The organism is uncultured Rhodospira sp. (genome assembly GCF_937138205.1).
Lineage (GTDB): Bacteria > Pseudomonadota > Alphaproteobacteria > Rhodospirillales > Rhodospirillaceae > Rhodospira.
Map to the genome: position 1 here is coordinate 18,873 of NZ_CAKZOT010000041.1, position 13,875 is coordinate 32,747.

Genomic DNA, 13,875 nt, shown 5'->3' on the forward strand with positions numbered 1-13,875 from the left:
TGTATCGGGTGGGATGTGTCGAGGGCGGATCACAGGGCAGGGGGGCATTCGGTGGCGGTCGAACTGGCGCGGGCGCGGGACTCGGCGACCGCAGGATGCGCTCCGGCGGACCAGGAGGCGGCCCTGGTCGCCCGCCTGCCGCCGTCCTTGCGCGCGCCGATCTTTCTGCCGACCGACCGTCTTGATCCCGCCGAACGCGTGGCCGGGCTGCGCCGTGTCGTGGATGTATACGAGGGCCGCTGGGCCGCCGAACACCGGCCGCGCCTCGCCGCCCTGCGCGACCGACACAGGGGTGAGCGGATTTTCGTGCTGGGCAACGGGCCGAGCCTGGGCCGCGTCGACCTCGACAGCCTCGCCGGACAGGTGACCATGGGGGTCAACGGCCTGTTCCTGGCCTTTCCGGAGACCCGGTTCCGCCCGACCTACTACGTGGTTGAGGACCATCTGGTGGCCGAGGACCGCGCCGCCGACCTGAACGCCCTGCCGGCCGGCATCACACGGCTGTTTCCGCTCAATCTGGCTTATGTGCTGAACGAGGGGCCGGACGTGGTCTGGTTCGACCATCGGCCCCGGCCGGGGTATCCGGATCGCTTCGACGTCTCGCTGGACGCGCTGGCCTGTACGTACGCCGGCTGCACGGTGGCCTTCACCTGCATCCAGCTGGCGGTGTTCCTGGGCGCGCGCGAGATCGTTCTGCTGGGCATCGACCTGGATTACGCCATGCCGCCGGATGTCGAACGGACAGAGGGTGGCGGGCCGGGTGTGCTGGACATGGCCAGCGACGATCCGAACCACTTCCACCCGGACTACTTCGGCAAGGGCAAACGCTGGCACGACCCGCAGGTCGAGAACATGGGCCGGGCCTTCGCGGCGGCGCGGGACGTGCTGGGCGGGATGGGGGTCCGGCTGATCAATGCCACCCCCGGCGGGCGGCTGGATCTGGTGCCGCGCGTGCCGCTCGACCGGGTTCTGGCGAACGACACGGCGCCGGAACCGCGCCTGCTGGTGCTGGACCTGACGCCAATCGGTGGCCTGTCGGCCACCGGGCAGGTGAAGGCGGCCTTGATGGCGCCGTGGCGGGGCGGGCGCCTGCTGGCGATCACGCCGGACGCCGCGCCGGGGCGGTTTTCCGTGCATCACCCGGACGGCCGCATCGAACCGGATGTGGACGCCGCGACGGCGGCGGCGTGGGCGCGGTCCTTCGCGCCAGAGGCGGTTTACTACCGGCCGCAGCCGACGCGCGGTCACCTGCACCCGCTGGCGCTGGACCTGATCGAGGGACTGGGCCTGCCTCTGATCCTGCACCTGATGGACGACTGGCCGGCGTTGCTGGCCGGCACCGATCCGCTGGTGCATGGGGTCTGGCGGACGGACCTGGACTGGCTGGCGCGGCGGGCCGCCGTGCGCCTGGCCATCGGCGAATCCATGGCCACGGCATTCCGCGACCGCTACGGCGGCGGCGATTGGGAGCCCCTGGCCAACGGCATCGACCCGGCCGACTGGCCGGCGCGGGCCGTGCCACCGGGGGCCGGATGCCCGGAGCGGCCGTTCGACCTGCTGTACGCCGGCGCGCTGGCCGAGGACATGAACCGCGCCGCCGTGCGCGACGTGGCCGAGGCGGTGGACGCCGTCAACCGTGCCGCCGGGCGGTTGATCGTGCGGTTCGAACTGCGGGTGCTGCCACTCTGGCTGGCGCCGGCGCGGGCGCTGGCCTCCGGGCTGACGGGCGTTTCGGTGTGCGCGGCGGAGGGCGAGGACGCGGCCGCCTACCGCGCGCGGCTGCTGGCCGCCGACGGGCTGCTGATCGCCTATGCGTTCGACGAGCACAGCCGGCTCTACACGCGCCATTCCCTGGCCAACAAGCTGCCGGAGGTGCTGGCGGCGGGCGCGGCGGTGCTGGGCTATGGCCCGGCCGAGCAGGCAACGATGGCCTGTCTGGCGCAGACGGGTGCGGCCCTGATGGTCACCGAGCGCGATCCGAACGCGGTGCGCGCGGCGGTGCAGCGCATGGCCACCGACCCGGGCCTGATCGCGCGCCTGGGGGCGGCGGGGCGGGCGACGGCGCTCGACGCCTACACCCTGGCCCCGCGCCGGGACCGCTTGCGCGCGCTGGTACGGGGGGCGACGCGGGGCCGGCGGGTGCTGTCGGCTGATCACCCGCGCCTCGATGGTGCCCGGTTGGACGAGGCGGCGTTGATGCTGGCGCTGGCCCGCTTCCAGACCACGGCGCCGGGCCGGCTGGTCGACGTGGGCGCGCACCGGGGCGGGTTCCTTGGCCCCTTCGTGGAGGGTGGATGGTCCGTGCTGGCCGTCGAGCCGGAGCCCGCCAATCACGCGGCGCTGATGGCGCGGGTCAAGGATCAACCGCGCGTCACGGTCGAGGCGGTGGCCCTGTCCGACGCCCCTGCCGAGGCCGCGCCGCTGTTCACCGCGCCCGAAAGCACCGGCGTCGCCACCCTGTCGCCCTTCCTCGACAGCCATCGGGAGACGGCGCGGGTGCCGGTCGACACCCTGACCGCCGTGCTTGATCGCCACGGCGTGGGCGAGATGGAGGTGCTCAAGGTGGACGCCGAGGGCGGTGATCTGCGCGTGCTGCTGGGCCTGGACTGGGGGCGCTGGCGGCCCCGCCTGGTGATGGTCGAGTTCGAGAACCGCAAGACCCTGCGTCTGGGGTATTCGATGGGGGATCTGGTGGCGCTGCTGGAGGGGCGGGGCTACGTCGTCTTCGTCAGCGAGTGGCACCCCGTGGTGCGCTACGGGGCGCGGCACGACTGGCGCCGCCTGTTCGCCTGGCCGCCGCAGGACCACGAGCCACTGCCGGACGCCGACGCCTGGGGCAATCTGATCGCGGTGCATCCGGAGGCCGGATTGCCCGACGACGATGCGCTGGCCGGCATGGTGCGGGCGGCCCTGACGCTCGATCCCCGGCCGGAGCCGGTGCAGGACACTGAACCGCTGCCAGCCCCCTCCCCGGATCCGGCGCCCAGGCCCGAGCCGGTCATGGCGCCGACCCCGATGCCGCCGCCTGATCCGTGGTGGCGGCGGGGCGGGCGGCTCGCCGCCGAGATGGGCGCGGTCCTGGGCGGCTGGCGCGCGCCCCTCGCCCTGGGGTTGGTGGGCGCGGCGGCTGCCGGTCCCTGGCTGCCGACGCCGTGGGCGTCAGCGCTGGGCGCGGCGACGGTGGCGGGGACGCTCGGCTTCGTCGCCTATGGTCATGTACGGGCGCGGCGCCTGGATATGCTCGACCGTCATGCCCTGAAACGCGACCTGGAAGCCAAGCTGAAGCGCCATGTCGGCTGGGTGCGGGACGATCTGGCTGGGCTGGATGGCCGCCTCGACGCCCGCGCCGTCGCCCTGGAGACCCGGGTCTCGGCCGATCTGGCCGCCGACCGCCACGCCCGCGAGGCCGCCTTGACCCGGTGCCAGGAGCAGGTCCAAGCGGCCGTGATGGCGGCGCTAGGCGAGACCAATGATCGGCTCGGCACGGCTGAGGCGACCATCGCCACCCAAGACCAACGCCTTTCTGGCCTCGACGAAGCCACCCAACGCCAGGATCGGACCTTGCGGGGAATGGCGGAGGCCCTGGCCGGGCTGCGGGCCGACCTGTCGCGCGAGAACGCTGCCCGCGATGCCGCGTGGCGCGAGGCCGTGACAGAGGCTGAACGGGCGGCGGCGCGCGGCGACCGCGACACGGTGGCCGCGCTGACTCGGGCCTTGGCCGAGGACCGCCAGCGCGCCGGTGCCGCGCTGGCGGCGTTGCGCGGGCAACTTGAGGCGGTGACGCCGGCGCGGTTCCAGCCCTTCTCGCGCGCTCTGTCCGAGACCGATGTGGAGCGGCTGCGATCGGTGTGGCTGCCGGCGCTCGGGCTGCCCGACATGACGCCGCGCGCGCTCGGCTATCTGGCCGATCGCCTCGTGGAGGTCGAACGCCGGGGCGGCGGTCGGCTGGCGTGCAGCCTGTCGGCGGCGCTGCTTCGGGCCTTGGCCGCGCGCGCCAGTCCAGGGCCGGACCCGCGGGCGGTCGAGGTGGGGGTGCTGTTCGGGCTCGGGCTGGCCACGCTGGCGGCGGGCGTGGAAGGGCAGGGCCGCCGACTCCGCCTGCTCGGTATTGATCCGCTGGACGGCGGCGGGTATGGCGCCGACGCCGACGGGGTCACGGGGGCGCGGGTGACGGCAGACCAGGTGTGGGCGACCCTGTACCGCGTTGGGGTGGCGCGCCGCGCCGTGACCCTGATCCGCCGTGCGAGCCAGGATCCGCTGGCCGTGGAACGGGCGCGCGCCTGGGCCGGGCGCGAGGGTATTGGTCTGTTGGTGCTCGACGGGCGCCACGACCGCGCGGGCCTGGAGGCCGACTGGCACCACTTTGCGCCGCTGCTGCGTCCGGGTGGGCTGGCGGTGGTCGACGATTGCGGCGCCGCCGCGTGGTCGGACGTGGCGCCCTTTGTCCTGGAGGTGGCGGCGCGCACGCCCGGATTCCGCCTGCTGGGCACGGACTGGGATATGGCGGTTCTGTGCCGCGAGGCGACGCCGTGAGCCGCCCCGTGGAAGCCATCGGGCCGGGCGGGCGGCGGCTGGCGGTGATCCTGCCGTCGCTGCTGTGCAACTACGATTGCCCGTATTGCCGCATCAAGGCCAAGCGGCGCCAACCGGGCGAGCGGCCCTTGTCGGCGTGGCAACAGGCTCTGATCGGGATCGGGGCGCCGCTGGTGCATGTCGCGGGCGGCGAACCCACGGTGTTGAAGGGCTTCGCCGACTTCGTGCTGGGCTATCCGGCGCCCTTGCGCATGACCACCAACCTGTGGCGTCCGCCGGAGGACTGGCCGCCCGGATTTTGGGAGCGGTTCGAGTACGTCACCCTGTCGTTTCATCCGGATTCTGCCGAGTTCGAGGCGTTCGCCGCGCGGGCCGCCACGCTGGCGGCGCTGTTCGATCGGCGCGCGGCGCTGCGGCCGCGCCTGACCTGCACCATTGTCGCCGATCCGCGCTGGATCGACTCCCTGCCCGGCTGGATCGCGCGGCTGCGGGTGCTGGGGCTGGAGGCGCGCGGGCAGTACCTGAACCGGCCGGTGGGCGATCCGGCGCCGGTCTATTCTGACGCCGATCTGGCCCGGCTGCGGGCGCTCGGCCTTCCCATGAGCAGTGATCAGGCGGGGCAGGAAGCACACGAGGACCGCCCCCGGCTGTGCGACGCGGGCATGGCCTATTGCCATATCGACCCCACCGGCGCCGCGCGGCGCTGCTCGCGCGACCGCCTGTCGCTGGGCAATCTGTTCGACGGCACGTTCGCGTGGCTGGACGGCGAGCGCCGCTGCGACACCGCCTGCACCGAGGCCTGCGACCGCACGTTCGCCCGGTTTCGGCCGCTGGCGGACGGGGAGGCCGTGGCATGACGGCGGCGCCGTGGGTGCGGGTGGTGATCGTGACCATGAACGAGGGGCCGCTGCTGGGCCAGTGCCTGACGGCGCTGTTGGCCCAGACCGATCCGGCGTTCGAGGCTGTGGTGGTGGCCAATGGCAGTGATCCGGCGGTGCTGGACCCAGAGCTGCCGGACGATGCGCGCGTGCATGTGGTGCGGTTGCCGGACAACGTGGGCTATTCCCTGGCCAACAACCTTGGCGCCGACCATGATACGGGGGGACCGGTGCCGCCGTTCGTGGCCACCCTCAACCCGGATGCGTTTCCGGCGCCGCACTGGCTGGCGGCGCTGCGCGCGGCGGCGGACCGGCATCCCGGCGCGGCGGCCTTTGCCAGCCTGCAACGCGACGCCGCCGACCCGGGCCAGTGCGACGGCCTGGGCGATGAGATGGCGCCGGTCTGCCTGGTGTGGCGCGGTGGCATCTGGGGCCGCGTGCCGCCGGTCGAGCGGTTGGTGGAAGGTGAGTGCTTCTCCGCCTGCGCCGCCGCCGCGCTGTACCGGCGGGCCGCCTGGGACGCCGTCGGCGGCTTCGATGGCCGGTTCTTCTGTTACCTGGACGATACAGACTTGGCGTATCGGCTGCGCCTGCGCGGCGGGGCGGTGGTGTTCGTGCCCACGGCCCAGGTGCGCCATGTGGGCTCGGCCACCAACGGCGTGGATAGCGACTTCATCCGCTACCACACCAGCCGCAACCGCGTGTGGCTGTATGTCAAGAACACGCCGGGCGTGCTGGTCTGGCTGCTGCTGCCGGCGTTCGTGGCTGTGGTGGGGCTGTTGCTGGCGCGGGCGGCGTGGCGGGGCCGGCTGGCGATTGATGCGGAAGGCGTGCGGGACGGCCTGCGCGGGCTGCCGCTGGCGTGGCGCCAGCGACGGGCGATCCAGGCCGCGCGCGCGGTGCCCTGGTGGACCGTGGCGCGGGCCATGACCTGGGATCCGCGCCGGTTCCTGCGCCGGGCGGCGCGGCGCGGGCGGGTGCGGGCGCCATGACGCGGGTGGCGGTGGTCGGCGAGGATGTCACGCACCGCCCGGGCGACGCGCGGGACTGGTGCTTGCGGCTGCCGGCCTGCGACCGGCTGGAGGCGCCGGGCGGGGCGCGGTCTCTGACCGCCTCCGTGCTGTGGGCGGCGTGGCGCGCGAGGGTTGGCGTCGTGGCGGTGCGCGACGCGGGCGGGACATGGCGCACGGCATCGCCGGGACGGCTGCTGCTGAAGCGTCTGGGCCGGCGGGCACGGGGGAGCCTGCCCGGCGCGGCGGCGCGGGCGTGGCGCCGGGTGCTGCGGACGGACCTGCCGGTCCTGGGCCGGGCCGAGGGGCCTGTGGTGATGGTGGTCCCGTCGCTGGCCGCGAACGGCGCCGAGCGCCAGATGCTCGCTCTGGTGTCGGGGCTGGTGGCGCGCGGCTGGCCGGTGCGGGTGCTGGCCAAGCATCTGCACGACCGCCCGGGCGCGGCCGACCTGCTGCCGGCGTTGGAGCGTCTGGGCGTCCTGGTGACTGTGTGGACCGATCCGCCACCGGCCGACACCCCGGATATGGCACGCATGGAGCGCGCGGCCTCGGGACTGCCGGATGCCCTCGCTGGGGACCTGCTGGCGGTGGCCGGCTGGCTGGCGGTGCTGAAGCCGCGCGCGGTTCACGCATGGCTGGACACGGCGGCGGTCACCGCCGGCGCGGCGGCGGCGGTGCTGGGGGTGCCGCGCGTGGTGGTGGGGCTGCGCAATCTGGCGCCTGATCACCTGGGGCACCCGTTGGCGCGCGCGCTGCGCCCGGGGCTGGCGGTGCTGGCGCGGCATCCGGCGGTGACGGTGACCGCCAACGCGCGGGCCGTGGCGGACGATCACGTTCGCTGGGCCGGGATCGCGGCGCCGGTGGTCGTCCCGAACGGGGTCGGGCTTGCGAAGACACGGGCGCGCGCCGACCGTTCGGCGCTCGTGCTCGGGGTGTTCCGGCTGGTGACGCACAAGCGGCCTGGCCTGTGGCTCGACGTGGCCGGGCGGGTTCGCGCGGCGCGGCCGGACGCGCGGTTTCGCCTGCTCGGGGACGGGCCGATGCGTGACGGCCTGCGGGCTCGCGCGGCGGCGTTGGGCGTGGACATGCCGGGGCGTGTGGATGACGTCGCGCCGCACCTCGCCGAGGCCGCCGTCCTGCTGCATGTCTCCGCCGCCGAGGGCCTGCCCAACGCCGTGCTTGAGGCGCAGGCCGCTGGCGTGCCGGTGGTGGCGGCCGCGGCCGGCGGACTGGCCGAGGCGCTGGCCGGGGCGCCCGTCGATTCGCCCACGGTCGAGGCGTTGGCGGCGCGGGTGCTGGCGGTGCTCGACGATCCGGCCGCGCGGGAGCGCCTGGCGGACGAGGGACGGGCACACGCGGCGCGCTTTTCCATGCCGGCGATGGTGGCGCGGTATGAACGGCTGTACGAGGCGCCGCCGACTCCGGCGCCTGACCGGCACCCCCTGACCGCCCGCCTGCTCCCGGCGGGACTGGCGCGGAGCCTGGGGACGCTGGCCCGCCTTGCACGCCTTGGCGAAGGGCGGGAGATCGCGCGGCGTTTGGGGGTGCTGGTGGGCGGACCGGCTTCTTCCCGTGCGCCGTCATTGCGAGGAGCGCAGCGACGAAGCAATCCAGGCGCGGTGGATTGTGCCAATCGCCCTGGATTGCTTCGCCTTCGGCTCGCAATGACGGATCGTTTGGGGCGAGGTGATTTGTCTCTCCGCCTCGTCTGCATCGGCGAGGCGCTGGCCCGGGACGGCGCGCCGCTGAGTCTGCTGGAGTTGGCGCGGGGCCTTGTCGCCCGGGGAAAGGCCATCCCGGCGCTGGCGGTGTCGTTTCACGACGGGCCGTTGCGGGCGGACTGGCAGGCGGCGGGCTGGCCGTTGCGGGTGGTCGATCCCGGCCGGCCGCTGGTGGCGCGCCACCTGGACCGGCACGCGGCGCGGCTGGCGGAGGCCGTGACCGAGGTTGGGGCCGACGTTGTCCTGGTCAACGGCTTGCGGGCGTTCGCGGGGGTGGAGGCGGCGACACGGGCCGGGCGGCCCTGCGTCTGGGTGATCCGCGAGCCGGGGCCGGAGGCTCTGGCCGATCTGTCCGCCGTCCTGCAAGAGCGGGCGCTGGCGGCTTTCGGGTTGGCCCACCGCGTGGTGTTCGTCTCGCGGGCGACGGCGGACGCCTGGACCGCCTGGGCGCCGCCCGATCGCTCGGTGGTGATCGCCAATGCTCTTCCCCAGGCCGCGCCGGTGGTAGCGCAGCGCGATCCGGAAACAACCACACTCCTCGCCGCCGGGGCGCTGTGTCCGCGCAAGGGGCCGCTCGACCTGATCGCCGCGCTGCCGCTGTTGCCGGATGACATGCAGGCGCGGCTGCGGGTGTGCTGGGCGGGGCGGGACGTGGACGGCTACGCGGCCGTCGTTCGCCGGGCCATCGGGAGCCTGCCGGAGCCACTGCGGTCCCGCGTGGACCTACTGGGAGAGGTGGCCGACATGGCGCCCCTGTGGGCGGCGGCCGACATCGCCGTCTGCCCCAGCCATGCCGAGGCCGCGCCGCGTGTTGTGCTGGAGGCGCGCCGCGCCGGCCTGCCCCTGGTGGCGACGGCGGTGGGTGGTATTCCGGAACAGGCGGCGCACTGGCCCGACACGTGGCTGGTGCCGCCGGGCGATCCGCCGGCCCTGGCACGGGCGTTGGCGGGGGCGTGGCGGGCCGGGCCTGCGCCCGGGCCGGCGAGCGATATCGCTGACCGGCACGAGGCGATGCTGGCGGCTTACGCCGAGACCCTGGCCACTGTGGTGAGGGATCCATGAAACGCGCGGCTCTGGTGGTGCTGTTCTTATCGTTGACTGCCCTGGCCGGCGCGCGGCTGGGGCTGGCGGTGTTCGTGCCGCCGCCCGCCGACCGGGCCGAAGCCCTGTATGTCACGGCGATCCGCGACCATCGCCCCGCCCTGCTGCACGACGCGGCGGCGGCGTGGAAGGATGCTCTGGCGTGGTCCCCGGCCGATCCGTTCGCCTGGAGCGGCCTCGCCTGGACCGAGGCGGCGCGCGGGGCGCCGGCGCCCTATGTGGATCGGCTCATGGGCCGAGCGGCGGCCCTGGGGCCGCACGTGCCGGAGATCGCGCGGGCGCGGGCGCTGTGGGAGTCCCGCCGGCGCCCAGCAGAACCAGCACCGTGACCGCCAGCGCCGGCGTCTGCATGGAAAAGTCCAGCAGGCCGTGCAGCCCGGCCATGAGTCCGGCCGCCGCCGCCAGCCGGGCCAGGGGATCGCCGTCGCGGCGGGCATGGCGCGCGGCCTCCGCGACCAGCAGGACAAATGCGCCCATCAGGGCCAGCGCCGCCGGGATGCCCAGCTCGGCCATCAGTTCCAGCGGAACCGAATGGGCCTGGAAGACCAGGGTGTCGGTCAGGCTGGTGTCGCGGACGTGTTTATAGACCACCGGATAACTGCCCAGGCCGTGGCCCGTCCAGGGCGCCGCGCTGATGGCCTCCAGCGTCACCCGGTAGATGTCCCAGCGCAGGTCTCCCAGCACGAATTGGGGATCCAGGCGGGCGAAGAACCGGCCCTGTCCCGCCAGGACCAGGGCCACCGGCGCCAGCACCACGGCCACCGCGCCGGCGCCCAGGGCGCGCCAGGGCAGGGGGCCGGGCCGCAGCAGCACGAGCACCGCGAGGCCCGCGCCGACGCTCGCCAATCCCCAGCGGGACTCGGTGAGCACCGCCGCCAGCAGGCCGACTCCGGCGAGGACGCGCCACATCCACTTGGCGTGGGTCCGCGTCGCGGTCTCTGCCGCCAGCATCGCCGCCGCCACGCCGACCCCGGCATAGACGCAATAGGCATTGCGATTGACGAAGGTGGCCGTGGTGACGTCCTGGTAGATCCACTTGTCCCACCACCAGATGGTGTAGGAGCCCGTGGATTGGACGATGAGCGCGTAGACGGCCAAAGCGCCGGTGATCAGTGCCAGGGCCTGCACCACCCTGTGGCGGGCGTGCTGCCCGGCCAACACCGCCGCGCCGAGCCACGCCGCCGCGCCGTATCCGGCCAGCCGAAGGGCGGCCTCGGCCGTCGCGCCCGGTGTGATCGACAGCGAGCCCCACGCCGGGTGTCCGGTCAGGGCGCGGATCCCCTCCCAGTGCGGCAGCGCCACACCGAATCCGGGCGCCGCCTGCACCAAACTCCAGCCCAGCGCGCCACCGAACAGCGCCAAGGCAGTGGCCCGGGCGGGAGTCCATCGGACGGAGTCTCGCTGCCACGCCGCCAGCGCCGCGACCGCGAACAGCAGCAGCGACAACAGCGCGCTCGACCCCGGCCGGTTGCTGGCCAGGGGCAGGGGTGCCCACGCTAGCACCGCGATCAGCGCCGCAAGCGGTGTAAGACGAAACGGGATGGACATGCGGCCGGCGGCCCGACAAAAAGCGTGTGTCGACTCGGATGGGACACGCGTTTACCGCGCCCACACGTTGGCGTAAAGTCATGAGAGGGCTAACGGGTGCGTGGGGGTCCGGGCGCACCCCGGCGTCATACGGGTCAGCGCGGAGGGGAGTCACAGGGCATGAGCCGTCGTCTTGCAGGGGGGCGCGTCGCCGGGCGGATCGTTGTGGGCCTCGCCCTTGTGGCGGGGCTCGGGCTGGCAGGCGTGGCCCGGGGCGGTGATGGCGCGACGTTTTCCGAGGTGCTGGGCGCGCTTACGGCGCGGCTGGCGCCGGGGCAGGCGGTGATGACGGCGCCGCCCGACGCGCTGCGGGCGGCGGCGCGGTCGCTGGCGCTGGAGCGCGCCGGGCGCGATGGCACGAGCCTGTCCATGATGGGCACGGTGGCGCAGGCGTCGCGGCCGGACGCGGCGGGTCGGCACGCCGTTGTCGAGGGGACGCGCTCGGCCCTCAACGAGCTGGTGGGGGCGGGACAGCTGGACCCTGCTCGCCGGGATGCGCTGATGGCGGCGGTCGCCGGCGCGGCGGGGGTTCAGGCCCGGGCAGCGACACCAGGGGCGGCCCAAGCCTTGCCAGGTCTGGATCCATTGCCTCGGGCCGCGCCCTCGGTGCCGGCCGTGACGCGAGAACTGCCGCCGCCGGCGGTGCCGACGATGCCCGGGCCGGCCGAAACGATGCCTCCCGCGGGCATGGCAGGGGGTCAGCCGTCACCGTATCCGGCGCCGCCGGGCTATGCGCCGCCGTATGCCATGCCGGCGCCCGGTGTGCCGCAGGGTCAGGCGCAGTATGGACCGGCGCCGGAGCAAGGGTGGGGGCAGGGGCAGGCCGCGCCCCCCAACACAGCGCCGCCGTATGCGGCGCCGGGCGTGCCACCAGGGGGCTATGCCGCGCCGTCGGCTCCGGCCCCATCCTACCCGGCCCCATCCTATCCGGCGCCGTCCTATCCCGGCACGTCGTATCCCGCGCCGGGGCAGGGGACGCTGGCTGCCCCGGCCACCCGCGTCGACCCATCCATCATGGACCTGCCGCCCGGTGCCACGCGCCCGGCGCCGGAAACGGCGGCCAGCGGGTTCTAAGGCTGGGCGCTGGCGTGTCCTGCCGAAATCGCCTCTGGCCGAGGCGGAAGGCGGTGCCGTATGACTCGGGTCCCCGGCCCGCCACGGAGACCCGGAATGCCCGACCGTCAAGACCGCCTCGCCATCACCCTGGCCCAGATCAATCCCACCGTCGGCGACATCGCCGGCAACGCCGACCGCGTGCGTGCCGTGCGCGACCGGGCGGCGCAAGACGGCGCCGACCTGGTGGTGTTCCCGGAACTGGTCATCAGCGGCTATCCGCCCGAGGATCTGGTCTACCGCAATGCCTTTCTCGACACCGTGCAGGCGGCCGTGCTGGCGCTGGCGGGGGAGACCCGCGACGGGGGGCCGGCGCTCCTGGTGGGGGCGCCGTGGCGCTTCACCGACCTTGACGACGGCCGCCGCAAGCTGGGCAACGCCGCGTTGCTGCTGGACGGCGGCGAGATTCACTTCCTGGGCTTCAAGCACCTGCTGCCGAACTATGGCGTGTTCGACGAAGTGCGCGTGTTCTCGCGCGGGCCGTTGCCCGACGTGGTGACGCTGCGCGGCGCTCGTCTGGGGATCATGGTGTGCGAGGACATGTGGGGGCCGCAGGTGGCACGCCATCTGGCGGCCGCCGGCGCTGAGATGCTGATCGTGCTGAACGGGTCACCGTACGAGGTGGACAAGCACGATCAGCGCCTTCAAGTCGCCCGCCCGCGCGTCGCGGAAACAGGGCTGCCGCTGATCTATGTGAACCAGGTCGGCGGTCAGGACGAACTGGTGTTCGAGGGCGAGTCCTTCATCGTCGGCGCCGACGGTGCGCTGGTCGGCCGCCTGCCGTCATGGTCCGAGGCCGTCGTCACCACCACCTGGACCCGGCCGCACGGGGCCGGCGCCGTCTGGGCCTGTGCTGATGCGCCGACCGCACCGCAGCCCTGCCAGGACGAGGCCGTCTACCGGGCCATGGTCACCGGCCTGCACGACTATGTGGACAAGAACGGCTTTCCGGGCGTGATCCTGGGTCTGTCGGGCGGCATCGACAGCGCCCTGTCGGCGGCGGTGGCGGTGGACGCCCTGGGGCCGGAGCGGGTGTGGTGCGTGATGATGCCGTCGCCCCACACCTCCGCCGAGAGCCTGGAGGACGCCGAGGCCGTCGCCCGCCTGTTGGGCGTGCGTTACGACTCGGTCCACATCGGCCCGGCGATGGGCGCCTTCGACCAGATGCTGGGCGGCCTGTTCGACGGCCGCGCGCCGGACGTCACGGAAGAGAACATCCAATCGCGCGTGCGCGGCCTGACGCTGATGGCGCTGTCCAACAAGTTCGGCCCCATGGTGCTGTCCACCGGCAACAAGAGCGAGATGAGCGTCGGCTATGCCACGCTTTACGGTGACATGTGCGGCGGCTATTCGGTGCTGAAGGATGTCTACAAGACCACGGTCACCCGGGTCAGCCACTGGCGCAACGGCCATGGTCGGCCCTCGGGGATGCGGGGGCCGGATGGCGCGGTGATGCCGGAGCGGGTGATCACCAAGGCGCCGACGGCCGAACTGCGCCCCGACCAGAAAGACGAGGACAGCCTGCCGCCGTATCCGGTGCTCGACCGGATTCTGAACGGCCTGATCGAGGGCGAGCACGGCGTCGCCGAGATGATCGAGGCCGGCCACGACGCCGAGACGGTGCGCACGGTCTGGCGCCTGCTGAACGGCGCCGAGTACAAGCGCCGGCAGGCGCCGCCGGGGGTCAAGATCACCCTGCGCGCGTTTGGTCGCGACCGGCGCTATCCGATCACGCACCGGTTCCGGGATTGATTCGGAACCGCGGGGCGCCGAAGGACTGCCCCGTCAGGCGCGCAGTTCGCGGCCCGGCGTGGGCTCGTCTGTCTGGCCGGAGGGTGAGACCGCCGCCGTCAGGAACTCCAGGATCCGGCGCCGGACGGTATCATTGGGCAGGCGGTTGAAGACGGCCATCAGCTTCAGGGCTTCGCTGCT

Annotated in this window: 8 protein-coding genes; 7 read left to right on the forward strand and 1 reads right to left on the reverse strand. The window is 73.7% G+C overall.

Translation table 11 applies throughout. The features are described from left to right. Nucleotides 1–51: 51 nt before the first annotated feature. Genes Q0309_RS04775 through Q0309_RS04795 form a run of 5 tightly spaced genes read left to right on the forward strand, consistent with a single transcriptional unit; the run spans nucleotide 52 to nucleotide 9,572 of the window. Nucleotides 52–4,533, forward strand: coding sequence for an FkbM family methyltransferase (locus Q0309_RS04775; protein WP_299438021.1), 4,482 nt, complete (start codon nucleotides 52–54; stop codon nucleotides 4,531–4,533). After that, nucleotides 4,530–5,390 carry a radical SAM protein gene (locus Q0309_RS04780; protein ID WP_299438023.1) on the forward strand — a complete coding sequence of 287 codons (861 nt, stop codon included), beginning with the start codon at nucleotides 4,530–4,532 and terminating at the stop codon, nucleotides 5,388–5,390. The genes Q0309_RS04775 and Q0309_RS04780 overlap by 4 nt, the downstream gene beginning before the upstream one ends. Continuing rightward, complete coding sequence (locus Q0309_RS04785; protein WP_299438024.1) at nucleotides 5,387–6,403, forward strand: glycosyltransferase family 2 protein; 1,017 nt, start codon at nucleotides 5,387–5,389, stop codon at nucleotides 6,401–6,403. The genes Q0309_RS04780 and Q0309_RS04785 overlap by 4 nt, the downstream gene beginning before the upstream one ends. Beyond that, on the forward strand, nucleotides 6,400–9,204 hold the full coding sequence (locus Q0309_RS04790; RefSeq protein WP_299438025.1) for a glycosyltransferase: 2,805 nt from the start codon (nucleotides 6,400–6,402) through the stop codon (nucleotides 9,202–9,204). The genes Q0309_RS04785 and Q0309_RS04790 overlap by 4 nt, the downstream gene beginning before the upstream one ends. After that, complete coding sequence (locus Q0309_RS04795) at nucleotides 9,201–9,572, forward strand: hypothetical protein (RefSeq protein WP_299438027.1); 372 nt, start codon at nucleotides 9,201–9,203, stop codon at nucleotides 9,570–9,572. The genes Q0309_RS04790 and Q0309_RS04795 overlap by 4 nt, the downstream gene beginning before the upstream one ends. Here Q0309_RS04795 and Q0309_RS04800 read toward each other — a convergent pair. Next, nucleotides 9,472–10,791: an O-antigen ligase gene (locus tag Q0309_RS04800; protein WP_299438028.1), complete on the reverse strand. Its 1,320-nt coding sequence runs from the start codon at nucleotides 10,789–10,791 to the stop codon at nucleotides 9,472–9,474. The two genes, Q0309_RS04795 and Q0309_RS04800, sit on opposite strands and share 101 nt — an antisense overlap. Before the next feature lie 159 nt (nucleotides 10,792–10,950). Between Q0309_RS04800 and Q0309_RS04805 the strand changes: the two genes are divergently transcribed. Together Q0309_RS04805 and Q0309_RS04810 are read left to right on the forward strand one after the other, a co-directional pair. Continuing rightward, entirely contained in the window at nucleotides 10,951–11,904 is a 954-nt protein-coding gene (locus Q0309_RS04805; protein ID WP_299438029.1) for a hypothetical protein, read from the forward strand. A 96-nt stretch (nucleotides 11,905–12,000) separates the two neighbouring features. Continuing rightward, complete coding sequence (locus Q0309_RS04810) at nucleotides 12,001–13,695, forward strand: NAD+ synthase (protein ID WP_299438030.1); 1,695 nt, start codon at nucleotides 12,001–12,003, stop codon at nucleotides 13,693–13,695. Nucleotides 13,696–13,875 lie beyond the last annotated feature (180 nt).